At 69.2% G+C, this 21838-nt stretch carries 25 protein-coding genes; 12 read left to right on the forward strand and 13 right to left on the reverse strand.

Annotated features, from left to right (window positions below):
* Positions 1 to 90 precede the first annotated feature (90 nt).
* Both HED23_RS17270 and HED23_RS17275 read left to right on the forward strand, forming a co-directional pair.
* Complete coding sequence (locus HED23_RS17270) at positions 91 to 1287, forward strand: right-handed parallel beta-helix repeat-containing protein (RefSeq protein ID WP_203184281.1); 1197 nt, start codon at positions 91 to 93, stop codon at positions 1285 to 1287.
* Positions 1288 to 1453: 166 nt separating this feature from the next.
* Positions 1454 to 1948, forward strand: a complete 495-nt coding sequence (locus HED23_RS17275) for a GNAT family N-acetyltransferase (RefSeq protein WP_203184282.1) — start codon at positions 1454 to 1456, stop codon at positions 1946 to 1948.
* 107 nt (positions 1949 to 2055) lie between these two features.
* On the opposite strand, the gene HED23_RS17280 is transcribed toward HED23_RS17275, so the two are convergent.
* Together HED23_RS17280 and HED23_RS17285 are read right to left on the reverse strand one after the other, a co-directional pair.
* Positions 2056 to 2877, reverse strand: a complete 822-nt coding sequence (locus tag HED23_RS17280) for a PepSY domain-containing protein (RefSeq protein WP_203184283.1) — start codon at positions 2875 to 2877, stop codon at positions 2056 to 2058.
* Between the two features lie 179 nt (positions 2878 to 3056).
* A complete protein-coding gene (locus HED23_RS17285) occupies positions 3057 to 3311 on the reverse strand; it encodes a DUF5133 domain-containing protein (RefSeq protein WP_203184284.1) in 255 nt (84 codons plus the stop codon).
* Between the two features lie 275 nt (positions 3312 to 3586).
* Between HED23_RS17285 and HED23_RS17290 the strand changes: the two genes are divergently transcribed.
* The 6 genes from HED23_RS17290 (at position 3587) to HED23_RS17315 (ending at position 8520) form a co-directional block, all read left to right on the forward strand.
* Positions 3587 to 3841 carry a DUF6296 family protein gene (locus HED23_RS17290; RefSeq protein WP_203184285.1) on the forward strand — a complete coding sequence of 85 codons (255 nt, stop codon included), beginning with the start codon at positions 3587 to 3589 and terminating at the stop codon, positions 3839 to 3841.
* Between the two features lie 138 nt (positions 3842 to 3979).
* Entirely contained in the window at positions 3980 to 4741 is a 762-nt protein-coding gene (locus HED23_RS17295; protein WP_203187530.1) for a DeoR/GlpR family DNA-binding transcription regulator, read from the forward strand.
* Positions 4738 to 5685: a 1-phosphofructokinase gene (pfkB, locus tag HED23_RS17300; RefSeq protein ID WP_203184286.1), complete on the forward strand. Its 948-nt coding sequence runs from the start codon at positions 4738 to 4740 to the stop codon at positions 5683 to 5685. Before HED23_RS17295 ends, pfkB begins: the two co-directional genes overlap by 4 nt.
* Positions 5686 to 5767: 82 nt before the next feature.
* Complete coding sequence (locus HED23_RS17305) at positions 5768 to 7753, forward strand: PTS fructose transporter subunit IIABC (protein ID WP_203184287.1); 1986 nt, start codon at positions 5768 to 5770, stop codon at positions 7751 to 7753.
* 57 nt (positions 7754 to 7810) lie between these two features.
* Positions 7811 to 8083 carry an HPr family phosphocarrier protein gene (locus HED23_RS17310; RefSeq protein ID WP_203184288.1) on the forward strand — a complete coding sequence of 91 codons (273 nt, stop codon included), beginning with the start codon at positions 7811 to 7813 and terminating at the stop codon, positions 8081 to 8083.
* A gap of 2 nt (positions 8084 to 8085) precedes the next feature.
* Complete coding sequence (locus HED23_RS17315) at positions 8086 to 8520, forward strand: protein-tyrosine phosphatase family protein (protein ID WP_203184289.1); 435 nt, start codon at positions 8086 to 8088, stop codon at positions 8518 to 8520.
* Positions 8521 to 8524: 4 nt separating this feature from the next.
* Here the strand turns inward: HED23_RS17315 and HED23_RS17320 are convergent, their stop codons facing one another.
* Positions 8525 to 8833: a hypothetical protein gene (locus tag HED23_RS17320; protein ID WP_203184290.1), complete on the reverse strand. Its 309-nt coding sequence runs from the start codon at positions 8831 to 8833 to the stop codon at positions 8525 to 8527.
* 123 nt (positions 8834 to 8956) lie between these two features.
* Positions 8957 to 9388 (reverse strand): DUF2000 domain-containing protein, encoded by a 432-nt coding sequence (locus HED23_RS17325; protein ID WP_203184291.1) that lies wholly within the window; start codon positions 9386 to 9388, stop codon positions 8957 to 8959.
* A gap of 87 nt (positions 9389 to 9475) precedes the next feature.
* On the opposite strand from HED23_RS17325, the gene HED23_RS17330 reads away from it, so the two are divergent.
* A complete protein-coding gene (locus HED23_RS17330) occupies positions 9476 to 10279 on the forward strand; it encodes a helix-turn-helix transcriptional regulator (protein ID WP_203184292.1) in 804 nt (267 codons plus the stop codon).
* Here HED23_RS17330 and HED23_RS17335 read toward each other — a convergent pair.
* The 7 genes from HED23_RS17335 to HED23_RS17365 all read right to left on the reverse strand — a co-directional run bounded on the left by HED23_RS17335 (position 10273) and on the right by HED23_RS17365 (position 16821).
* Complete coding sequence (locus HED23_RS17335) at positions 10273 to 10785, reverse strand: mycothiol transferase (RefSeq protein ID WP_203184293.1); 513 nt, start codon at positions 10783 to 10785, stop codon at positions 10273 to 10275. The genes HED23_RS17330 and HED23_RS17335 overlap by 7 nt on opposite strands.
* 141 nt (positions 10786 to 10926) lie before the next feature.
* Positions 10927 to 11160, reverse strand: coding sequence for a hypothetical protein (locus tag HED23_RS17340; protein WP_203184294.1), 234 nt, complete (start codon positions 11158 to 11160; stop codon positions 10927 to 10929).
* A gap of 8 nt (positions 11161 to 11168) precedes the next feature.
* Positions 11169 to 11840: a TNT domain-containing protein gene (locus tag HED23_RS17345; RefSeq protein WP_203184295.1), complete on the reverse strand. Its 672-nt coding sequence runs from the start codon at positions 11838 to 11840 to the stop codon at positions 11169 to 11171.
* Between the two features lie 129 nt (positions 11841 to 11969).
* On the reverse strand, positions 11970 to 12407 hold the full coding sequence (locus HED23_RS17350) for a nuclear transport factor 2 family protein (RefSeq protein ID WP_386462573.1): 438 nt from the start codon (positions 12405 to 12407) through the stop codon (positions 11970 to 11972).
* Positions 12408 to 12542: 135 nt separating this feature from the next.
* Positions 12543 to 13256, reverse strand: coding sequence for a DUF4230 domain-containing protein (locus HED23_RS17355; RefSeq protein ID WP_203184297.1), 714 nt, complete (start codon positions 13254 to 13256; stop codon positions 12543 to 12545).
* Between the two features lie 89 nt (positions 13257 to 13345).
* The gene (locus HED23_RS17360; RefSeq protein WP_203184298.1) at positions 13346 to 13861 is read right to left on the reverse strand and encodes a DinB family protein; all 516 of its coding nucleotides are present in this window, start codon (positions 13859 to 13861) and stop codon (positions 13346 to 13348) included.
* 122 nt (positions 13862 to 13983) lie between these two features.
* Complete coding sequence (locus tag HED23_RS17365; RefSeq protein ID WP_238442011.1) at positions 13984 to 16821, reverse strand: glycoside hydrolase family 48 protein; 2838 nt, start codon at positions 16819 to 16821, stop codon at positions 13984 to 13986.
* Positions 16822 to 17810: 989 nt separating this feature from the next.
* Between HED23_RS17365 and HED23_RS35905 the strand changes: the two genes are divergently transcribed.
* Both HED23_RS35905 and HED23_RS17375 read left to right on the forward strand, forming a co-directional pair.
* The gene (locus HED23_RS35905) at positions 17811 to 17984 is read left to right on the forward strand and encodes a hypothetical protein (RefSeq protein ID WP_203184299.1); all 174 of its coding nucleotides are present in this window, start codon (positions 17811 to 17813) and stop codon (positions 17982 to 17984) included.
* 202 nt (positions 17985 to 18186) lie between these two features.
* Positions 18187 to 19941, forward strand: coding sequence for a glycoside hydrolase family 6 protein (locus HED23_RS17375; RefSeq protein WP_274383030.1), 1755 nt, complete (start codon positions 18187 to 18189; stop codon positions 19939 to 19941).
* Here the strand turns inward: HED23_RS17375 and HED23_RS17380 are convergent.
* On the reverse strand, positions 19938 to 20747 hold the full coding sequence (locus HED23_RS17380) for a VanZ family protein (protein ID WP_203184300.1): 810 nt from the start codon (positions 20745 to 20747) through the stop codon (positions 19938 to 19940). The two genes, HED23_RS17375 and HED23_RS17380, sit on opposite strands and share 4 nt — an antisense overlap.
* 61 nt (positions 20748 to 20808) lie before the next feature.
* On the opposite strand from HED23_RS17380, the gene HED23_RS17385 reads away from it, so the two are divergent.
* A complete protein-coding gene (locus HED23_RS17385; protein ID WP_203184301.1) occupies positions 20809 to 21309 on the forward strand; it encodes a tetratricopeptide repeat protein in 501 nt (166 codons plus the stop codon).
* Between the two features lie 355 nt (positions 21310 to 21664).
* On the opposite strand, the gene rpmG is transcribed toward HED23_RS17385, so the two are convergent.
* On the reverse strand, positions 21665 to 21829 hold the full coding sequence (rpmG, locus tag HED23_RS17390; protein ID WP_203184302.1) for a 50S ribosomal protein L33: 165 nt from the start codon (positions 21827 to 21829) through the stop codon (positions 21665 to 21667).
* Positions 21830 to 21838 lie beyond the last annotated feature (9 nt).

Consider the following 21838-nt stretch of genomic DNA (forward strand, 5'->3'; position numbering starts at 1 on the left):
CGGGCACCCGGCCACGGTGCGCGGCAACGTTTCGGGCACCGGCGACCACTGACCACCTGTCAGCCGCCGTGCAACAGACCTGGAGCTCATATGCGTATCGTCGGCCTGTCCATAGCCGTGGTCCTGGGAGCCGTCGTCACAGTGGCGCCGGATCACCCGTCGGCCGCAGAGTCGCCCATCGTCGTCGCCGTGGACGGTGACGACTCCGCGGCAGGCACCCTCGATCAGCCGCTGCGCACCATCCAGAAGGCCGTGGACAAGGCGGGGCCCGGCGATGTCATCGCTGTCCGGGGCGGCACCTACTCGCTCGTGGACAACATCACCATCACCACCTCCGGCGAGGCTTCACAGCCGATCTCGCTCGGCGCGTACCAGGGGGAACGAGTCGTCATCGACGGAGAGGCCCTGCCCGCGAGCCACACACCCGTCGGCGGCGGCATCCCGCGCGCCGAGCGCGGTGCGATCCATCAGGAGGCGTCGCACTGGCGGGTATCCGACCTGGAGATCATCAATGGTCCCTATGGTTACTACTGCGACAGCTGCGACAACAACGTGTTCTCCCGGCTCACCACCCGCGACAACTACGAGACGGGCTTCCAACTGCAGGGCGACTCCAGCGGCAACCAGATTCTCGACCTGGACAGTTCAGGCAATCGCGATCCGCGCAAGAACGGGGAGAGCGCGGACGGCCTCGGCATCAAGGAGGGGAGCGGAGCGGGCAACGTGGTGCGTGGGGTGCGGCTGTGGAACAACGTCGACGACGGATTCGACGCCTGGAAGTTCGCGTCCCCCGTACTGATCGAGGACACCGTCTCGTACGGCAACGGCTTCAACCGCTGGGGGTTCCCGGACTTCGCCGGGGACGGCAACGGTTTCAAGCTCGGGGGCGGCACGCCCGCCCCGCCCGTGGGTCACGCCGTCAGGAATTCGGTCGCATTCGGAAACGCGAAGCACGGTTTCACCGACAACGGCAATGCGGGCACGCTCAGCTTGAGCGGCAACAGCACGTTCGGCAACAGCGGTACCGGCTTCGACGTCGATACAGCGGGTGGCCGAGCAGGCCTCACCGCGAATCTGGCCGTTTCGGACGGGCGCGCCTCCGCTCTCGGCGCAAGCACCGCGTCGACCGGTAACTCCTGGGACATCGGCGGCACCTGGAACGACGCCTCGGTCCTGAGCACGGACACGGGCGCCGTCACGGGCCCGCGCGCGGCCGATGGCTCCCTTCCGCCGGCCCCGAGGTTCCTCGTGCCGCGTAACGGCGCCTCCGTCGGGGCCCGACTGTGAGCGATCCGAGCCCTCCCCTCGTGGCCCGGCTGTGAGCGGTCCGGGCCGTTTCCCGTCGGGCGGCACGGTCGTGCCCGGTGCTTCCCCCGACGAGCCGGGGGACGCCCACCCCTGAGGCGACGAAGGGCTTCCCCTTCCGAAGGCCTCGCTTGTATATCGTCGCCGCATGACCGTCCTGGAACGACTTCGTCCCGACCACGCCCCCGCCCTGCTCGCGTTCGAACGCGAGAACCGCGCGTACTTCGCCGCTGCGGTCCCGGACCGGGGGGACGGCTTCTTCTCCGGGTTCGCCGCTCGGCACGCCGAACTGCTGGCGGAGCAGGCGGCGGGGATGCACCACTTCCACATCCTGGTGGACGGAGACGGGGCCGTGCTGGGGCGAGTCAACCTCGTCGGCGTATCCGGTGGCTCGGCCGAGCTCGGGTACCGGATCGCCGAGCGGGCGTCGGGGCGGGGACTGGCCACGTCGGGTGTGCGACAGGTGTGCGCGCTGGCCTTCACGGAGTACGGTCTGACGTCACTCCGGGCCGAGACGACGGTGGACAACGAAGGGTCGAGGGCCGTACTTGCCCGGGCCGGATTCGTGGAGGCCGGTGCGATCACGCTGGTCGGCAGGCCAGGGTTGCGCTTCACCCGTGACCTGACGGACGTCGGCGGCTGAGCCCCGGCGTCCCCTACGCCTCGTCCTCCTGCGGGAAACGCGCGTAGGTGGCGCACCGCGCTGCGGTCCGCCACCCCTGAGTGCGTTTCGTGCTGTGTGGGTCCGGGTCAGTCCTGGTCGACCTGCTCGTCCGTGATCGTGCCCTTGGCCGCGTCCACGTCGAACGTGGTCTTGTTCCAGTCCTTGGACACGACATCGACCTGCCAGACCAGAACCTGGCTGTCGTTCTCGTCGAGGGCGAGCGAGGTGACCCAGCCCGGCTGCTTGTCCGTGGCGACCTTGGCCGCCTGCTGGGGTGTCTGCGTCGCCTCGGCGATCTGCGCCGCCAGTTCCTTCTTGTCAGCGGCGCTCTGATCGGCGTCCGGCGCGGAGTCGATGACGTCTCCGGACACCGCGTCGATGGTCACGTTGTGCGCGGTGCCGTTCGCCTCGACGACCTCCGCGACCCACTTGGGGCCGGTGGAGCTGCCGCTCGGGCTCGGACTGCCGGTCCCGCTCGGGCTCGGGCTCGGGCTGGCTCCGTCGGTCGGGCTTCCGGTCGGGCTCGGGCTTCCTGTCGCGTCGTCGTCGTCCTCGTCGTCGAGGCCCTCGAGGTCCAGGTCGGTCAGCTTGCCACCGGACACCTCACCGACGGCCGTCGTGGCGGCCTTGTCGAAGGCGACCTTGACGTTCGACAACAGTTCCTTGCGCTCGGTCTGGTCCTCGGTCAGCTGCGCCGTCCCGGAGGGGCTGCCCGACGGGCTGGTCGTCTGGTTCGGAAGGATCTTCGCAGCCTCAGAGGTCGCCGCGGCGGTCTCGTCACCGCTGTCCTGACCGCAACCGGTCACGAGGGTGGCAGCAAGAGCAGCGGCGCACAGGGCGCCGCCGGCGACGCGCAGACGACGGGTACGCGGGAGAACGGTCTTGTTTCGACGGGGCTCAAATCTCATGCTGGCATGCCTAGCCGCCTCCGCGAACAGTCATGTTGTCCGACCGGTGGGTGTCACCCGATCGACGACACCGTCCGCCCATTCGGCGTGTCGCGTGGCCCCCTGCCTCGGAGGTGTCCGGAAAGACGGACGGCACCGGATCGAGGGAACCGGCGCCGTGCGTGCGAAGGCCGTGCGGGTCAGGCGGTCAGCTGTACCTCGGCGGGCCCCGGCGCCGGGCTCAGCGGCCCCGTGGAAGATACGGCGCGCAACTGCGCCGCCGCGACGGAGAGGGCGTCGGTCACGGTCCTGGTCCCGGTGGTGACGCACAGCGTGTAGGAGACGTCCTCGAGTTGACGGCGGCTCTCGGAAGTGCCCAGCCGTGCATGGGTGCTTCGCAGTGTCTCGTAGCGCTCGACGAGATTCCGGAGCGTTGCGGGATTGGCCATCAGCACGGCAGTTCCTCTCCACAGGGCGGCCGGGAGCCCGTGGCTCCCGCGCCGACGAAATCCGATCGCGCCGGCGAAGCCGCCTGGCGTCACGGCCGGCCGTGCGAAGCTGACAGCACGCGTCCGGTCCCTTGCAGATGATGGTCACCCCGCCTCACCCGATCCGCATCCGCAGTCACGGAAGGTCACCCGTCCCCTTCTCCCGGAGCGCCATGCGCTCCGGTGGGAAACAATGGGAGTGACGGGCAAGAGGCTGCTGCCTGCCCGGTCGGAGGTGGATCATGAATTATCCGGAGAATTACGAGCTCATATTCCAGGCGGGCGGCGCCGAGGACGACGTGGTGGTCGTCCACCTCACGGCGCGCTCCGGCGCGGGTGGTTATCCGGTGTACGAGGACGAGACCGGCATCGTGCGCGCCGAGATCAGCGAGCGCGGCGAGGTGCGTATGCAGGCGAGCGGCGGTCACCAGGTTCTGGGAGCACCGCTGCTGGCACGGCCACTGAGCTCGCACGCGGCCGCTCACCGCGCCGACTGAAGGTTCCCGACCGCCGCATCCGCCGTACTGAAGTCTGTTCCTGCCCACTCCTCGCCCGAATGTGTTTACTTTCCCGAGGTGCGACCGTAGTCTGCCGGTTAATCCACAGACTCAGGCATGAAACGGATACGTAACCACATGTACGCACCGGAGCGGCAGCAAGAGATTCTCCGCATCGCCGGCGAGAGCGGACGCGTCGATGTACTGTCCCTGGCCGAGCAGTTCCAGGTGACCGCCGAGACGGTACGGCGTGACCTGAAGGCTCTCGACCGGGCGGGACTGCTGCGCCGGGTGCACGGCGGCGCGATTCCCGCCGGGCGGCTCGGTTTCGAGCCGGACCTCGCCGAACGTGACACCGTGGCGGCCGACGAGAAGGACCGCATCGCCGCCGCGGCCCTGGGCGAACTCCCCGCCGAGGGCAACATCATCATCGATGCCGGGACGACGACCGTCAGGCTGGCGGCCGCCGTCCCGGTCGACTCGCGCCTCACCGTGGTCACCCACGCCCTGCCCGTGGCCGCACGCCTCTCGGATCATCCGGGGATCGCGCTGCATCTGGTCGGCGGCAGGGTCCGGCACCGCACGCGCGCGGCCGTCGACGCCTGGGCACTGAGCGCATACGCCGAGATCAACGCGGATGTCGTATTCCTGGCCACGAACGGCTTCTCTCCCGAGGGCGGCCTGACCACCCCTGACCTGGCCGAGGCTGCCGTGAAACGAGCCGTGATCGCTGCGGCCCGCAGGGTGGTGCTCCTCGCCGACTCGGGCAAGTCCGGTCAGGAGCACTTCGCGCGCTTCGGCGATCTCTCCGACATCGACCTGCTGATCACCGATACGGGGCTGAGCCCCGAGGACGCCCGGGCCATCGAGAGCCAGGGCACGGAAGTGGTACGCGCATGATCCTGACCGTCACTCCCAATCCGAGCCTGGACCGCACGTACGAGCTTCCTGGGCTCACCCGCGGCGCGGTCCTGCGCGCCGCCGCCGACCGGGTGGATCCGGGTGGCAAGGGCGTCAACGTGTCCCGCGCCGTCGCCGCCGCCGGGCACCGCACCGTTGCCGTGGCGCCGTTGGGCGGTCCTGAGGGCGCGTTGCTGGCGCGGCTGCTCGGGGAACACGGCATCGAGGCCGCCGGGGTACCGATCGTCGGCAGCACCCGCGTCAACATCACGCTCGTCGAACCCGACGGCACGCTCACCAAGGTCAACGCGGCGGGGCCCGAGATCGCTCCTGCAGAGGCCGAACGCCTGCTGGACACCGTCCGGGTCCGGTCGGCGGGCGCGGACTGGATCGCCTGCTGCGGAAGCCTTCCGCGCGGTCTGCCTCCGCAGTGGTATGCCGAACTGGTCGCCCGCAGCCACCGTGCCGGCGTCCGGATCGCCCTCGACACCTCCGGCGCCGCACTCGTCGCCGCGTTGCGTGAGCAGCCGGACGTGATCAAGCCGAACACCCAGGAACTCGCCGAGGCCGTGGGCCGCCCGCTAGCGACGGTCGGTGACGCGCTCAAGGCCGCGCAGGAGCTGTGCGAGCTCGGGGCACGGTCGGTGCTCGCCAGCCTGGGGGCCGTCGGGCAGTTGCTGGTGGAACGGTCCGGCGCCCACTTCGCAGCAGCGCGCGTGGCCGCAGTACGGAGCGACGTCGGTGCGGGAGATGCCTCACTGGCAGGATTCCTGTCCGCGGGCGGGCAGGGCCGGGCCGCGTTGTCGGCCGCGGTGGCGCACGGCGCCGCGGCCGTGCAGCTGCCCGGCAGTGCCATGCCGGCACCCGCCGACCTCGATCCGGCCTCGGTGGTCACCACGGAGGACATCCCCGTGGACCTCGCTCTCACGGAGCGGGCCCCATGACATCTGTGTTCCCGTCCAGCCGTACGACTCCCCCCGTCCCCCGCACCGTCCCTCCGGCGGTCAACGAGCAAGGAGCACCGCGATGAGCGAGCTGATCACCGCGGAACTGGTCGATCTCGATCTGTCCGCCGAGACGAAGAGCGCCGCCACCCGTTCACTGGCCGGACGGATGGTCGCGGCCGGCCGCGTCACCGACCTCGACGGCTTTCTCGCCGATGTCGCGGCCCGCGAGGCACAGATGCCGACCGGTCTGGACGGCGGCATCGGCATTCCGCACTGCCGGAGCGAGCACGTCGCCGCACCGACGCTCGCCTTCGGCCGCAGTGCGAGGGGCATCGACTTCGGTGCCGCCGACGGCCCGGCGGACCTCGTCTTCCTGATAGCCGCGCCTGCGGGCGCGGACGACGACCACCTCACGATTCTGTCGAGCCTGGCACGACGGCTCATGGACCCCGCTTTCACCGGCGCGCTGCGGGCTGAGGCCGATCCCGCCGCCGCGGCAGCCCGGATCCGCGGCGAGGAGGTCCCGGCAACGGTCCAGGACCCGCGGACCACGGCCCCGGCGGACACCGAGAGGGAGACGGCCGAGCCGTTCCGTATCGTCGCCGTCACCTCCTGTCCCACCGGTATCGCGCACACCTACATGGCCGCCGAGTCGCTGGAGGCAGCCGCACGGGCCCAGGGAGTCGTACTGGACGTCGAGACGCAGGGCTCGGCAGGGTTCGAGCGGCTGGATCCAGCGGTGATCGCCGCCGCGGACGCTGTCATCTGGGCCCACGACGTCGATGTGCGGGAGAAGGCGCGGTTCGGCGGCAAGCCGGTGGTCGACACGGGGGTCAAGGCCGGGATCAACCGGCCCGCCGAGCTCATCGCCGAGGCCCGGCGCAAGGCCGGGCGGGGGGAGATCAGCAGGTTCTCCGACGACCCCGGCGAACCGGGGGCAGGTACCGCTGGTTCCGCGCAGGCGTCCGGGCACTTCGGCGTCCGGCTGCGGACCTATCTCATGTCCGGCGTCAGTTACATGGTGCCGTTCGTGGCGGCCGGCGGACTGCTCATCGCCCTCTCGTTCGCCATCGGCGGCTACGAGATCGCAAGCGCGAAGTCGGTTGCGGACCACTTCGTCTGGGGCGAGGCGGACAGCTGGGCCGCCCTGCTCAACCAGATCGGGACCGCCGCCTTCGGCTTCCTGGTTCCGGTGCTGGCCGGGTACATCGCCTACGGGATGGCGGACCGGCCCGCCCTCGTCCCCGGTTTCGTCGGCGGTGCCATCGCGCTCACCGTCGACGCCGGCTTCCTCGGCGGTCTGGTCGCGGGTCTGCTGGCCGGTGCGGCGGTGATGGCGATCCAGCGGGTGAAGGTGCACCCCACGCTGCGCGGAATCATGCCGGTGCTGGTGATTCCGCTGCTCGCCTCGATCGCCGTCGGCTTCCTGATGTACATCGTGGTCGGCAAGCCGATCGCCTCCCTCCAGAACGCCCTGACCGACTGGCTGAACGGGCTGTCGGGCTCCAACGCGGTCATCCTGGGCATCGTCCTCGGCCTGATGATGTGCTTCGACATGGGCGGCCCGCTGAACAAGGTGGCGTACGCCTTCGCGGTCGGCGGCCTGGCCGACCCGACACCCGGGAGTCTCAAGGTCATGGCCGCGGTGATGGCGGCCGGCATGGTGCCTCCCCTGGCGATGGCCCTCGCCACGACCGTACGCCGCGGGCTGTTCACCCGGACCGAACGGGAGAACGGCAGGGCGGCGTGGGTGCTGGGCGCCTCGTTCATCACCGAGGGCGCGATCCCGTTCGCCGCTGCGGATCCCCTGCGTGTGATCCCGTCCGTGATGGCCGGCGGGGCGGTCACGGGCGCGCTGTCCATGGCGTTCGGCTGTACGCTCCGCGCTCCGCACGGTGGTGTGTTCGTCGTCCCGCTCATCGGCGAGCCGTTCCTCTACCTGCTGGCGATCGCCGCCGGCACCGCGGTCTCCACGGCACTGGTCGTCGCCCTCAAGGGCATGCGGCGGAACCCGGGCAACCCTGTCCCGGCCGGTGACGAGGCCGAGGTCCCCGTCGCAGCCTGACACTCCCCGTCGCTTTCCCGAACCCCAGATCCCCTCTTTCACCTCAGGAGTGAACCCGTGTACCAGCGCATCGTTTCCGTCGGTTCCCGCAGCGGACTGCACGCCCGGCCCGCCTCCCTCTTCGTCCAGGCGGCCATGCGCCAGCCGGTCGCCGTCACCGTGGCACGCGAGGGCAGCGATCCTGTCGATGCCCGGAGCATGCTGTCGGTGCTCGCCCTGGCGGCCCAGCACGGGGATCTGCTGGTGCTGTCCGCCGTGGGCGAAAGCGCGCCGGACGCGGTCGAGGAGCTGGCTAGCCTGCTGTCCGAGGACCTCGACGGGAAGGACTGAGTGTGACGGAGACCTGGAGCCCGGAGGGCGAGGGCGTGATGCGGCTGCCCTCAGGGCGGCTGGTCCGTGGCCGGGGTCTGCGGCGCACGCTTCCCGTGGGGCCCGAGCCTGACTTCGCGGTCCACCTGCTGGGCGCTCCGCCGCCCGGCGTCGCCTGGGATTCGAAGTGGCTGCGCTGGCCCGACTTCCGTCTTCCCGCCGACAGAGTGACGGCGCGCGCGGTGCTCACGGAGGCCTGGAACCGCGCCCTGGGTGAGCGTGTCGAGGTCGCGTGCGGGGGCGGCCGGGGGCGGACCGGCACGGCTCTGGCCTGTCTGGCCGTGCTGGACGGAGTTCCGGCGGAGGAAGCTGTCGCTTACGTACGCCGGAACTATCACCCCAAGGCCGTGGAGACACCTTGGCAGCGCCGGTACGTGGTGCGCTTCGCGAAGGGCTGACCGGTTACCGCGACACGGGTGCGGGTCCGGTGACCGTGTGCGGAGCCGGAACCGTGGCCCCGCCGCCGGCGCGTACCGCCTCTACGACGTCCTGATGGAGGGATCTGCTTGCTTCCTCTGAGGGGCACGGCACCGGACTGCCGGCCAAGGTGAACCAGTCCGAGGCGCCGCTGTACTGGACGGCGACCTCGGCCTGCTCTTCTGTCCAAGTCGTGTGGACGGTGAGATCACCGCTCACGACACCTACCTCTTCGGTGCGCACTCCGCCGGTTCCCGCGAAGACACCGAGGGTGGTCCACGATGCCCAGTTCATGACGCGTCGCCTTTCGGGACAATGACAAGCCTGTCAAGCGGACTTGTCTTGAGTATGGCACCGGGGTCCCTCACTCGCACGGGTGCGCCCGTGAGTATCCGTACGGTGACTCCGGGGTGCCGCTCACGGATGCATGGACGCGCCCTTGAGGATCTTGTCGACTGCGTTGCGCGGCCCGTACACGGCCAGGCCCACGAGGTCCATCCCGTCCCTTCGCACCGCTCGGACGGCGGCCCTGTTGGCCTTGTCGTGGCCGGTCGCGAACAGGTCCGAGGTGAACACGGCCAGCGTCGCACCACGGCTCACCGCCCTGGTGTGCGCGGCCGTCAGGAGCTCCTTGGATCCGGCGAACACCAGAACGGGCTGCCGGAACATCGGCAGGTAGGGGGTGTCGTCGGCATCGGCGTAGGGTTCGCCGATCACCTCGGGCACCTGCGTGCCGAGGCCGCTCACCAGGAAGGCCGTGACGTTGAGGCGCTGCCAGGTCTCGAGGTCGTCGCGGAGCAGCACGGCGATCTTGGTGTCGAAGCGTACGGGTGCGTTGTCGTCGGTCATGCCGGAAGTCTGCCGAGGCCGGCCGCTCGCGGTCTTGTACGAAGTTTGCACACCGTGGTGGCCGGTGGCGCCTTGTACTCTTGGTCCATGAGTGCACGTCCCGACATCACCGCGTGGCGCCCGCGTGTGGAGGGAATCGACGAGGTCTTCCACGCGCACTTCGCCGACCACGCCTACCCCATGCACACGCACGACGCCTGGACGCTGCTCATCGTCGACGAGGGAATGGTCCGCTACGACCTGGACCGCCAGGAGCACGGGGCGCCCAGCTCGGTGGTGACCCTGCTGCCTCCACACGTCCCCCACAACGGTGATGCGGCGACCCCCGGAGGATTCCGCAAGCGCGTCCTGTATCTCAACACCACGCAGATCGACGCGGACCTCGTCGGACGCGCGGTCGACCGGCCGGTCCTGCGGGATCCGCGGCTGCGCCACCGGGTCCACCAGCTCCACCGGACGCTCGAACGCCCCGGGGACGAACTGGAGGCGCAGAGCCGGCTCGCGCTCGTTTCCGAACGGCTGGCCCGGCACCTGCGCGACGAGCCCGTCGCCCCGCAGGTGCCGGACCGCCGGATCGCGTACGCACTCCGGGACCTGCTCGACGAGCGTTTCGTCGAGGGGCTGACGCTCCGCGATGCGGCGGAGCTGCTGCACACCCATCACACGCATCTGGTGCGGTCCTTCAGCCGGGAGTTCGGCATGGCACCGCACCAGTATCTGACAGGCCGTCGCGTCGATCTGGCCCGGCGCCTGCTGCTCGGCGGGATGCGCGCGCCCGAGGTCGCTTCATCGGTCGGGTTCTACGACCAGTCCCACTTCTCCCGGCACTTCAAGCGTGTGGTCGGCACGAGTCCGGGACACTACGCGCGCACGGGTTCGGCGGCCTACTGACGGCGCTCCAGCGCGCCTCGGACGAACGCGGCCTGGCCGACGTGCTGCAGGTCGTCGGCGATGACGCTGATCAGCCGCACGCCGAGGGTCACCGGCGGCGACCACGCATCGTCGACGACACGGTCCAGGGCCCGCCCGTCGAGCCCTCGGACAAAGCCGAGGGTCTCCTCGTTCACGGCGTCGAAGTAGCCGAGGAGAAGGTCGCCCGACGCCACCTTCACCGAGCCCACCTGCGCGCTGCTGTGGCCGTAGCCGGTCGAGCCCTTCTCCAGGGGCAGCTCGAAGCGGGATGCCCAGTCCTTCGCGGACCAGATCTGCTCGGCCCCCGCCGCGTCGGCGACGTGATCGTCCTGGACACGCGTGAGGTGCCACACGAGCCACGCGATGGAATTCGCGTCGTCGTCGAGCCTCGCGTTGAGGTCTTCGGGCGGGAGACCTTCGACTGCGGCGTGCACCGCTTCATGGATGCGCTCGAACGCATCGGCGAGAATGCCTGCACTGTTCATACGACCACCATGGCCGTTCCCCGGACAGGGCCCCGACTCCGACACGCGGACGTCACGGGCGCACCGTATGAAGCCATTTCGCCGACGGAGCGTTGACCTTCGCGGGACGTTCCCGCTGGTTCCGGCAAACCCGGCAGCCCGTCAGACCAGCAGGCTGAGAAGATGCGCGCAGGCCGCCGCCTCGTCCGGGTGCCGCGCGATCACCTCGTACCCGCCGCGTTCATAGGCGCCGGTCTCCCACACCCCGTCGGGCGCCCTCCTCATGAAGAGGAAGTCCGGAGGTGTGGGCACCGGTTCGTGCACGCCTTCGATGCGGTAGTGGCCGTCGGCCACGCCTGCGACGCCCAGCGCGGCACGAAGTCCGAGGCGGTCCACGGCTGTGACTACGCGCCCGCGGGTGTGAGGTAGGCGTGGTCCAGCAGCCACTTCACATTGAGCCGCTGCCCCGCGCCCGGGTCGAGGAAGACGGCGTCGAGCTTGATCTGCTGGCCTCCACCGGGCTGCTCGAACCACGGCGCGATGCTGCCCTGCCAGACCCAGAAGGGCTTGGCCACCTTGTAGACGCGATAGTCGCAAGGAGCAGCGGGTTCACGGGTGTTGAGGTTCTGCGGGGGCAGCGCGCGCTCCTTGTATGCGTCGCCGGCCGGTGCGAGGTAGGCGCCGTACTCCGATCCGAAGCGGTCCAGGCGCTGTCCGGTACGCAGCTTCGCGGGCTCCTTGTCGATCTCGCCGTTGACTTCGGCGAAGCCGTCGTCGGGCGGGTACTTCCAGCTGCCCGTGTCCGCCGGGCCCTCCCAGTACTTGTTGAGGAAGGCGGAAGGAGACAGGCTGCCCGTGCGCTTGTACCCCTTGAGCAGCGGACCGACGGGGGCCAGCTTCGCACTGGGCAGCCACCGGGGGCCCAGCCGCGCGTCCCCGAGGAACTCCCCGGTGCAGGGGTCGTGACCGACTGCGGAAGTCGTGCGGTTCTCGAGTGGCGTGGCGCCCGCGGCCGGGGCGGTGACCAGGCCCACGGCGATGCCCAGCGCGGCGAATACGGTGCGGATACGGTTCATTCGGAGGTCCCCTCGGATGCCGATGAGTGCTCGGCGAGCTCACGTAGGGTAACCGATCGGATGCTCAACGCGTTTACGCCATGCCGTTCGGTGCCCGGCCCGGGAGAACCCGGGCCGGGCACCGTCGGCTCAGCTCTCCGCCCTGCCGGGTACGAGCCCGTCGGCAGCGAGTCCTCGCATGACGGCTTCACCCAGCGCCTGGACCGCGGACATCGGGCGAACCATCACGGTGAACTCCTTGATCCGGCCGTCCTCACCGAACTGGAGCAGGTCTATCCCGTGGATCGCCTTGCCGTTCACCGTCGCCCTGAACAGCAGTATCTCCGACTGCTCCTGGGCACCCTCCGCGCTCGTGGAGGCCTCACCCTCGAAACGGCCGACGTACCGGAAGTCCTCGAACGTGCGCAGGAGTACGCCGAAGAGGCCGAGCACCATGGGCCTGCCTTCGAAGGGCGTGAACTTCACCGGACTGAAGAGGCGGACGTCCTCGGTGAACAGCTCCTCCAGTGCCGCCGGATCGCCTTTCTCGACGGCGGCCTTGAAGCGTTCCGTGGTTTCGGCGGTCATGGTCATCACTCCCTGGCTCCGACGGTCGAGGGGTGACCGTTCGCTCCGGTGAGTGTGGCGCAGGGCCGCCGGGTGGGTGGCGGCGGGGCAGGCGGGTGGGTGGCGGCGGGGCAGGCGGGTGGCTCCGTGCAGGCATCAGCCGGGCGGATCGCTGTAGCGGACGGTGACCTTCTCGAATCCGAGCGAGCCGAGCAGGCCCTGGAGCATGGAGGCGGTGTTCTTCTCGGCCCGCTTCGTGAGTCCGCTCTCCTCGGCAGCCTTTCCGATGTGCTTCGCCGCCAGCTTGTTGACGGCCTGCTCGCTGCCCGGGTTGTCCGAGAAGAAGTCACCGAGCCGGTCGAGAAGGCCTCGCTGCTTGGACACGGCGTAGGAGCGGTCCGGATCCAGGGCGGGCTTGCCGAGCACCGCGTGAGGCAGCACGATCGCGGCCGTAGTGCGGTCCTCGTCGACGGTCACGCCGTCGGCCCCGACCCTGCCGAGATCGACAGAGGCCCCTACGGTGCCCGCGCCGACGTAGAGCGTCCGGGTGCCCCGGATGGCGTCGGGCAGGAATTTGGCGTCCTTCTCCAGGTCCACCACCACTTGGAAGTTGCCGGAAGCGGCCTCGTAGGCGCTCATGTCCTGGATGGACTTGAGCACCGCGGGTCCGGAGCGGTCGGTGGTCTTCTCTTCGAAGAGTCCGCCGAGTCCCGGCAGCAGGCTGAGCCTGGAGCCGAGGAACAGCAGGACCAGCGCGGCTGCGCACACGCCGGCGAACGGCAGGCATCCTCGCATGCGGGCACGCCGCCGCGGCGTGCCAACCTGGCCGGGGTCCCCGGCGCCGTCTGTCCTTACGTCAGTGGACGTCATACCTTCCGTGTGACCCCGTCCGGTCGTTTCAGTCCGCCCGGGGTCCGATTACGCCAGATCCTGTACGGGGTGTGTGGCCCCGGGCGGCCTCAGGCTCCCGTGGTGCCGTCCAGTCGTTCCCTCAGCAGGTCGGCGTGCCCGATGTGGCGCGCGTATTCGGCGATCATGTGGACGTGCACCGTACGGAGCGAGTAGACCGAGCCGCGGCGGGTGAAGGTGGTGTCCAGCGACATGCCCGCCGCCGTCTCGTCTGCGAGGCGGATCTCCTCGACGAGACGGGCGTAGTCATCGGGGGCACGGTCCGGCGAGAGGTCCTCGAAGTCGGCGTCCTTTCCCTTCTCCGCGTCGTACATCGACGGCAAGGTCAAGCCCGCCAACGCCTCGCGGAACCAGATGCGTTCCACCTTGGCCATGTGGCGGATCAGGCCGAGGAGGGTGAGGTTGGACGGCTCCACCGTCCGCTCTGCGAGCTGCGCGCCCGTCAGGTTCGCGCATTTCTGCAGAAGTGTGGTGCGGTAGAAGGCCAGGAATCCGGCCAGCGTCTCGCGCTCATTTCCGGTGAGCGGTCCGGTGGTGCGGGTGACTTCGGGTGCTGTCCATGTCATCACATGATCATGCCTCCCGGCGTCCGGTTCGCACGAGACCTCGCGTCCGGCCGGACGAGGACCGCCGGAGTTCCGGCCGCCGGCTGACGACCGGCGGCCGGAACCCTGGGCGTTGCGGTCACTCACTCCAGCAGATCGGCATACGCCCCCAGCGCCAGTGCCACATCGGTCTGTGCCCAGAACCGGTGGTAGGTGAAGACCGGAGCGGCTCCGCCGTCCAGATAGGCCTGCACCTTCGGCCAGTTCGGGTCGTCCTCGTAGAACGACCGGATGGAGAGGAACGTCGAGTCGTTGTCGACGGTGTCGCCGTTGGGCATCGCGCCCGTCCAGCCGTTCGGAACGTACACCGGGTCGTCGAACCGGTTGTAGTCGGCGCGGGTCTCGGGAACCGCGATCCCTGCGTCGTCCTGGTAGTGGCTCCACATGCCGTCGAGCAGCCCCTTGGCCGTGGCCTTCGCCTCGGCGTCACCGGACTTCGCGGCGTAGTAGGTCAGCGTCCTGGCGTAGGCACCCGCCACACCGACGTCGTTGGTGTAGTCGGCGACGGTGACGTGGAGGCTGGAGTTCGCACCGGGATTCGACGCGTTCCAGGTGTCAGGCGCGCCCGACCACTTGAGGGTGGACGGCATGAGGTACGTACCGTCCGGGTTGATGGTCGTCTCGGACAGGGCCCAGTCGACCCACTTGTCGAGTACGGCCTTGGCCTGGGCGTCGCCCGACTCGTGGTAGTACTCGGCGACGCGCTCCATGGACCACGCCTGGAAGCCGAACCACTGGTTGGACGGCGGGTCGTGGTAAACGGGCTTCTCGTCGTAGTACATGCCGTAGAAGGTCGGCGTACCGGCCGGAGGCTGGGCATAACTGCCCTTCCAGCTGTTGGTCGCACCGCCCGCTATGGCGCCCTCGTCGGACTGGAGCCACTGGTAGAACTCCATCTGCCGGTCCAGGCTCTTGGCCCAGTCCTGCTGCCCCGTGGCCGACTTGGGCTTGAGGTCGGCGACGGAGCTCAGGGCGTAGGCCGCCATCGGGTTCTGGTAGCCACCGTGGGCATGGCTGGAACCGATGCGCCAGGACCAGCCGGCCGAGGTGTCGGTGGCACCGCCCCAGGCGTAGTACCAGGACATCAGGTAGTGCGCGCTGTCCTTGCCGCTGCCGGCGGGGCAGGTGGTCGGACCGACGCAGTTGCCGACCTTCTTGAAGTACTTGTCGAACATGGAGTAGCGGAGGTAGTCGCCCATCTTCGCCGCCTTGGCGACCGTCGCCGAGACCTCGCTCGACTTGCCCTGCTCATCGGCCCAGACGTCGGCCCAGTAGGCGGCCTGTACGGCACGGGCGTCCGCGTCCGGAGCGTTGGTGAACTTCCACTGCTTGGCGTACGAGGCGTCCCCGGTGAACAGGTCCAGGTAGCCGTTGTCACCGCCGTAGGTGAAGTTGTCGCAGGTGGGGTGGGTGACGGTCTCCCAGACCGACTCCTGCGAGCCGCGCTGGAAGGTGTTGATGTACGAAGGACCGGTATCGGCCGGTCCGGCCGAGCACTTGCCGGGAGAGTTGCCGTATCCGTAGACGTTGTCGACGTCCTGGATCCAGTGCATCCCGTAGATGTCGTCGGTGCCGTACGCGCTCTTCAGCTCGGAGGCGATCGGATCCGATCCGGAGGCCGCCGATCCGTTGAGCACGGCCGGGTACTCGTTCGGGGTGTCGTGCTCAGGGGCGTAGGTGGCGGGCTTCGACGCGTTGTAGAAGGAGTTCGTGGGCTGGTCGGCGTGGGTGGGGATCATGTACTTCTCCATGGTGTCCCACGCACCGTTGAACTTGGTCCAGTCCCCGGTGATCTTCCCGTACATCGCCTGGAGCCAGATCAGATAGCTGTACGCCTCCGACGTCGTCTCGTGCCCGTGGTCCGGCGCCTCGACGATCAGGGTCTCGACGGAGTGGTAGGGGATGCCCTCCGAGGAGAAGTAGCCGTTCGCCGGGTCGGTGATCTTCCCGTACAGGTCGAGGAAGCGGGCGTCGTAGTCCTTCGCCGCGGCGAGCTGGGTGACCGTGACGTCGGACTTGCTGTGCCCGGGGGCCGTCACGGTGAAGGTCGCGGCTCCCGTGCCGGACCCGTCGGCCGAGATGGTCACCTTCTGGGGCGTGGACCAGTTGGACGGGGTGAACGTGAGGCTCGCGCCACCGGTGACGCTGAGGCCCGCGTTGCCCGCGCTCCGCGCGACCGTGACGGTGACGGACGAGGAGGGCGCGGTGGACAGTGATACGTTGAACGTCCCCGACTTGCCCTGCTGAACGCCCAGTTGGGCGGGTGCGGCGACGACGGCAGGGCCCGCGACGACGGTGATGCCCGCCGGGGTCGACTCCGCCGAGGCGCCGAGACTGTCGTACGCCCTGGCGTACACCGAGTGGCCGCCCGCGGAGAGCCCTGCGGCGCTGTAGGTGTACGGCGACGTGGTGTCGGTGCCGAGCAGCTTCGTGTTGTCGTAGAACTCGACCTTGCTGATGCCCGCCCCGTCGGCGGCTGCGGCGGTGGCGGCCAGGGGGACGGGGTCTCCGGCGGAGAAGACGGCGCCCGCCGCCGGACTGGTGAGGACGACGATCGGCGGCTGGTGGGCACCCACGCACGCCGTACCGTTGACGGCGAAGGCGGTGGGTGCGGCATTGGTGCCGCTGTAGGAGAACTGCGCGCCCGTCGTGACGGCGGCTCCGGCGGCGACGGAGCCGTTCCAGGCGGCGTTCTTGACGGTGACGTTCTTGCCCGACTGGGACCACGTCCCGTTCCAGCCGTTGGTGAGCTGCTGGTTGCCGGTGTACGCGTAGGTGAGGGTCCAGCCGTCGATCGCGGCGGTACTCCTGTTGGTGACGGTCAGTTCGGTGCTGAAGCCCGAACCCCAGTCATTCGCCTTGTAGTCGACGCTGCACTGGACGGCCGCGGCCTGGGCCGGCCCTCCGGCTGCGGCGGTCATTCCCAGGGGAAGAGCCAGTGCCGCCGCGAATGCTGTCCACAGACGTCGGTATCCGGCTCCGGTTCTGCCGGGTCTTCTCGGTAACCAGGTTCTTCGTGCGCGTCCCGATGGCATGCGCAGTACCTCCTCGCGGCTCGGCAACATGGGGGGCGTGCGGGGTTGAGCACAAGCCTTGAACCAGTGGGAGCGCTCCCAGCATGGGGAGGAGGAAAAAGAGAGTCAAGAGACTTGAAGAGTCGAATTATTTCGATAGCAAGAGATGGGAACTGGTGTGTTGACCGACACCACTTGACGCTCTAACGTCAAGCCACACCAGTGGGAGCGGTTCCACCAGTCGACGTGCCGTAGGGGGCACGCCCGATCTGCAAGGAGTCGCTCATGCGTCACCTCCCGCACTTATCGCACCTGTTCAGGCTGCTCCTCGGAGCAGTGCTCGACATGGCCGGCAACTTTCTCGCGGCCGTGGTCAAGGCTTCCGGATCCGCCCACGCACGCACGGTGGAGAACAGCACCGCGCATCAGCGGGCCGGCGGATTCCGGGGGACGGGCACCGCGGCGGGTAACGGCCTGAACGGGACACACGCGAGTGGTGCGGGCCCTGCGGCGGGCCACCCGGCCGTCGGTACGGATTCGGCCCCCGCACCCGGTACGTCCAGGCTCGACAGCACACTCAGCACCACGGATCCGACCGGCTCCACCGGTCCGGTGGATCTCCCCGCCCCGCCCACGAACCACCGGATACGGGCGTCCGGCGCAACGAGCTCGTCAGGCAGGTCTCTGCACGGGCGAGCGTCGGCCGGATCAACCGCACCGCCCCTGTGGCCCCGAACGAGGAGTACCGGTCTGGCCTGAACTACATGGATCCGCACCACGCGGGCACGAAGGACGAAACCACCCCGGAACGCCTGGCCTTGTGGGCCGCAGGCCGAGGCACCACTGCCCCGGTCGGAAGCACCTGGCCCGGGACGGTACGCCGGCGGTACAGCCGGATGCTCCGACGTGTAGCCGACGGCACCCGCATCAGCCATGAGACCGCGGGCACGCAGGGTCACCTGCCGCCGCGTGTCCACAACTCCAACGTCCGTGCGAACAGGGACCGCTGCAACTCCCCGCTCGCACCGGTCGCGCCGAAGTCCCCCTCGCCGCAGGCGAGATCGGCGTGAACACCTGTCCCCACCGGCTTCGCCGACCGGGTCGCGCAGGAGTTCGACGACCAAGAACCTCTCACCCGGAAGGGCCTTGTACACCCTGGGACGCTCCACGGCCCTGTCCTGGATCAGCGACTACGACGGTACCCCCACCCCGTACGGAATCGGGCTGCGCAGTCATCTGCGCGCCCTCGACAGCTGAGGAAACGGAATTCGTATGAGCCGCACGAGCCGCACCACCCTGCGCCGATCCCGAACGGCGCTCATAGCCGCGGGAGCACTCGTCGCCGCAGCCGCAGGCTCCGCCGCCGCGGTGGCACCCTTCGGAACCTCCGCCGCAGCGGCCGCAGGCTGCTCGGTCGATTACAAGATCCAGAATCAGTGGAACGGGGGCCTCACGGCCTCGGTGACCGTCAAGAACCTCGGCGACGCCGTATCCGGCTGGCAGCTGCAGTGGTCGTTCTCCGGAAGCGAGAAGGTCAGCCAGGGCTGGAACGCCACCGTCTCTCAGAGCGGCGCGGCCGTCACCGCGAAGGACGCCGGCTACAACGCCGCTCTGGCCACCGGGTCCTCCGCCACCTTCGGCTTCAACGCGACCGGGAACGGCAACAGCACCGTGCCCGCGACCTTCAAGCTGAACGGCGTCACCTGCGACGGAGGCACCACGGGACCGACCGATCCCCCGGACCCGACGGACCCGCCCACCGACCCGCCCGCGGGTGAGCAGGCGGACAACCCTTACCAGGGTGCCAAGGTCTACGTGAACCCCGAATGGTCGGCCAACGCCGCCGCCGAGGCGGGCGGCAGCCGGATCGCGAACCAGCCGACGGGTGTGTGGCTCGACCGCATCGCCGCCATCGAGGGCGCCAACGGCGGAATGGGTCTGCGTGACCATCTGGACGAGGCCCTGACCCAGAAGGGCTCCGGCGAACTCGTCGTCCAGCTCGTCATCTACAACCTGCCCGGGCGTGACTGTGCGGCACTCGCCTCCAACGGCGAGCTCGGCCCCACCGAGATCGGCCGCTACAAGACCGAGTACATCGACCCGATCGCGGCCATCCTCGCCGATGCGAAGTACGCGGGTCTGCGCATCGTCACCACCGTCGAGATCGACTCCCTGCCGAACCTCGTGACCAACGCGGGCGGCCGTCCCACCGCCACTCCGGCCTGTGACGTCATGAAGGCCAACGGCAACTACGTCAAGGGCGTCGGCTACGCGCTGAACAAGCTCGGCGACGCGCCGAACGTCTACAACTACATCGACGCGGGCCACCACGGCTGGATCGGCTGGGACGACAACTTCGGCGCCTCCGCCGACATCTTCCACCAGGCCGCGACCGCCGAGGGCGCGACCGTCGACGACGTCCAGGGCTTCATCACGAACACGGCCAACTACAGCGCACTGAAGGAGACGAACTTCAAGATCGAGGACTCCGTCAACGGGACCTCGGTGCGCCAGTCGAAGTGGGTCGACTGGAACCGCTACACGGACGAGCTGTCGTTCGCGCAGGCCTTCCGGACCGAGCTGGTCTCGGTCGGCTTCAAGTCCGACATCGGCATGCTCATCGACACCTCACGTAACGGGTGGGGCGGCACGCAGCGGCCGACCGGCCCCGGTGCCACCACCAGCGTCGACACCTACGTGGACGGCGGCCGTAACGACCGGCGCATCCACCTCGGCAACTGGTGCAACCAGGCCGGAGCCGGCCTCGGGGAACGACCGAAGGCGGCCCCGGAAGCCGGCATCGACGCGTACGTCTGGATGAAGCCCCCGGGGGAGTCGGACGGATCCAGCAAGGCGATCCCGAACGACGAGGGCAAGGGATTCGACCGGATGTGCGACCCGACGTACACCGGTAACGCCCGCAACAACAACAACATGTCCGGGGCTCTGGGCGATGCTCCGGTCTCCGGCAAGTGGTTCTCCGCCCAGTTCCAGGAGCTCATGAAGAACGCCTACCCGGCGCTCTAGGCTCCGCGTCGACGGGCTGCGGGCGACCCCTCGCCCGAAGCCTCCCGACGACTGCGCCACCTGTCGAACAGAGCGCGTCCGCGTGCAACCTGCGCGGACGCGCTCCGCCGTGCGGCGGCCTCGGGCCTGCCACCGCGCTCGGCCTTGTTGCCCGCCTTCGGTACGGCTGCGGTCTTCGCCTTACTGTCAGGCTTCACGCCGGCGCCGGCCTTCGCCTTACTTCCGGGCTCCGCACCCGGCTTCGCCGCCTTCCTGGCGGCCGGCGCGGTCCTGGCCGAGCCCCGGGGGGCGGGCTTCGCCGCTTCCCCTGCGGCCGGTGCGTCCGAAAGGGCGTGATAGCGGTGGCTGATGCGCCGCCCCACCAGCGCGTACCCCAGCAGCGCACCGGTCGTATTGAGGATCACGTCGTCGATGTCGAAGGCCCGTCCCGCCACGAGCGCGCCCTGTGCGAGCTCCACGACCGCCATGACCAGCACGGTCAGCACCGTCATCCGGATCATCCGCCGCCTGCGCGGCACCAGGATCGGCAGCAGGACGCCGAACGGTGCGCCCAGCAGGAGATTTCCGCCGGCCTGCTTGCAGGCCGCGAGGAAGGTGTAGTCCTCCGCGTACTGCCGCAGGGACTGCCCTGGCTTCAGATTGGACGTCACGATGTCCTCCGACGCCGGTGACGGTGTGAGCGTCACCTTCGCCAGGACCACGGAGAACGCCACCAGCGCCAGGAACGCTCCGGTCAACACTGCCGCGCGCAGCAGTAGACGTCCCACACTTCTGCTTCGTGCACTACGATTCGCCTCTGCTGTCATGGCGGAACGGATTCCCCCGACGCCGAGCCCCACACCCCGGTCAGGGTGCGACCATGTGCGCATGAGCGCACAGAAGAAGGACGAACTGCTGGCCGAGGCCGTGCAACTGCGCGAACAGGGTCATCCCGAACAGGCCAGGGAACGCCTCCTCTCCCTCACCGCCGCACACCCCGATGCGGCGGACGTCGCCTATCAGACCGCCTGGGTCCACGACGTACTCGGCCTGGAGGCCGAGGCCGTGCCGTACTACGAGCGGAGTCTGCAGGGCGATGGCCTCACCGACGAGGACCGCCAGGGGGCATTGCTGGGGCTGGGCAGTACCTACCGCGTGCTGGGCAGATTCGGGCAGGCCGTCGAAACGCTGCGCCGCGGCGTGTCGGAATTCCCGGACGACGGGGCCATGCGGACCTTCCTTTCCATGGCCTTGTTCAACACGGGCGAGCATCACGAGGCCATGCAGCTTCTGCTGCGCCTGGTGGCGACGACGAGCGACAGTCCACACGTACAGCGGTACCGGCCCGCCATCGAGCATTACGCGGCTGACCTCACGCAGACCATGTGAGCACGGGTCGTGTCCGCCCGGGGGGGCCTCCGGGCGCGGACAGCTCTGTTCCTGTCAGCTCCGGCCCCGTGAACGCGGACGGGAGCCCGGGGCCCGCCCTGGACCGTGCGGCGCGCGCACCATACGGAAAAGGGGAAGCCCCGGCCGGATCGGGGGAATCCAGCCGGGGCGGCTCGTGTGCGGGGGCGAACGCGGATCACTGCGTCGGCAGGCTCCGGCAACTCACTCCCACGTATAGGTGAACGATAAACCACCACCCGCCGTTCCCGTAATCCACCCCCCGCTCTGTGATCCACACCACGACCGTGCAGGCCGGAGCGCTTCAGCGGGCGGCGGGTGGTGGTGCCGTCGATCGTCAGCGGGCCTCACGGAAGATGACGTGGCGACCGGCGGCCGGATCGAACTTCCGGAGCTCCATCCGGTCGGGATCGTTTCGCCGGTTCTTCCGCGTCACATAGGTGTGGCCGGTTCCGGCCGTGGACCGGAGCAGGACGACGGGCCTGGTCTCACTGCGCGCCATGGGATCTCC

The organism is Streptomyces pratensis, assembly GCF_016804005.1.
Classification (GTDB): Bacteria; Actinomycetota; Actinomycetes; order Streptomycetales; family Streptomycetaceae; genus Streptomyces; species Streptomyces pratensis_A.

Coding starts and splice junctions, on each gene's coding strand:
- HED23_RS17270 (WP_203184281.1), top strand. CDS start 91: ATGCGTATCGTCGGCCTGTCCATAGCCGTGGTCCTGGGAGCCGTCGTC.
- HED23_RS17275 (WP_203184282.1), top strand. CDS start 1,454: ATGACCGTCCTGGAACGACTTCGTCCCGACCACGCCCCCGCCCTGCTC.
- HED23_RS17280 (WP_203184283.1), bottom strand. CDS start 2,877: ATGAGATTTGAGCCCCGTCGAAACAAGACCGTTCTCCCGCGTACCCGT.
- HED23_RS17290 (WP_203184285.1), top strand. CDS start 3,587: ATGAATTATCCGGAGAATTACGAGCTCATATTCCAGGCGGGCGGCGCC.
- HED23_RS17295 (WP_203187530.1), top strand. CDS start 3,980: ATGTACGCACCGGAGCGGCAGCAAGAGATTCTCCGCATCGCCGGCGAG.
- pfkB (WP_203184286.1), top strand. CDS start 4,738: ATGATCCTGACCGTCACTCCCAATCCGAGCCTGGACCGCACGTACGAG.
- HED23_RS17305 (WP_203184287.1), top strand. CDS start 5,768: ATGAGCGAGCTGATCACCGCGGAACTGGTCGATCTCGATCTGTCCGCC.
- HED23_RS17320 (WP_203184290.1), bottom strand. CDS start 8,833: ATGAACTGGGCATCGTGGACCACCCTCGGTGTCTTCGCGGGAACCGGC.
- HED23_RS17325 (WP_203184291.1), bottom strand. CDS start 9,388: ATGACCGACGACAACGCACCCGTACGCTTCGACACCAAGATCGCCGTG.
- HED23_RS17330 (WP_203184292.1), top strand. CDS start 9,476: ATGAGTGCACGTCCCGACATCACCGCGTGGCGCCCGCGTGTGGAGGGA.
- HED23_RS17335 (WP_203184293.1), bottom strand. CDS start 10,785: ATGAACAGTGCAGGCATTCTCGCCGATGCGTTCGAGCGCATCCATGAA.
- HED23_RS17345 (WP_203184295.1), bottom strand. CDS start 11,840: ATGAACCGTATCCGCACCGTATTCGCCGCGCTGGGCATCGCCGTGGGC.
- HED23_RS17350 (WP_386462573.1), bottom strand. CDS start 12,407: ATGACCGCCGAAACCACGGAACGCTTCAAGGCCGCCGTCGAGAAAGGC.
- HED23_RS17355 (WP_203184297.1), bottom strand. CDS start 13,256: ATGACGTCCACTGACGTAAGGACAGACGGCGCCGGGGACCCCGGCCAG.
- HED23_RS17360 (WP_203184298.1), bottom strand. CDS start 13,861: ATGACATGGACAGCACCCGAAGTCACCCGCACCACCGGACCGCTCACC.
- HED23_RS17365 (WP_238442011.1), bottom strand. CDS start 16,821: ATGACCGCCGCAGCCGGAGGGCCGGCCCAGGCCGCGGCCGTCCAGTGC.
- HED23_RS35905 (WP_203184299.1), top strand. CDS start 17,811: ATGCTCCGACGTGTAGCCGACGGCACCCGCATCAGCCATGAGACCGCG.
- HED23_RS17375 (WP_274383030.1), top strand. CDS start 18,187: ATGAGCCGCACGAGCCGCACCACCCTGCGCCGATCCCGAACGGCGCTC.
- HED23_RS17380 (WP_203184300.1), bottom strand. CDS start 20,747: ATGACAGCAGAGGCGAATCGTAGTGCACGAAGCAGAAGTGTGGGACGT.
- HED23_RS17385 (WP_203184301.1), top strand. CDS start 20,809: ATGAGCGCACAGAAGAAGGACGAACTGCTGGCCGAGGCCGTGCAACTG.
- rpmG (WP_203184302.1), bottom strand. CDS start 21,829: ATGGCGCGCAGTGAGACCAGGCCCGTCGTCCTGCTCCGGTCCACGGCC.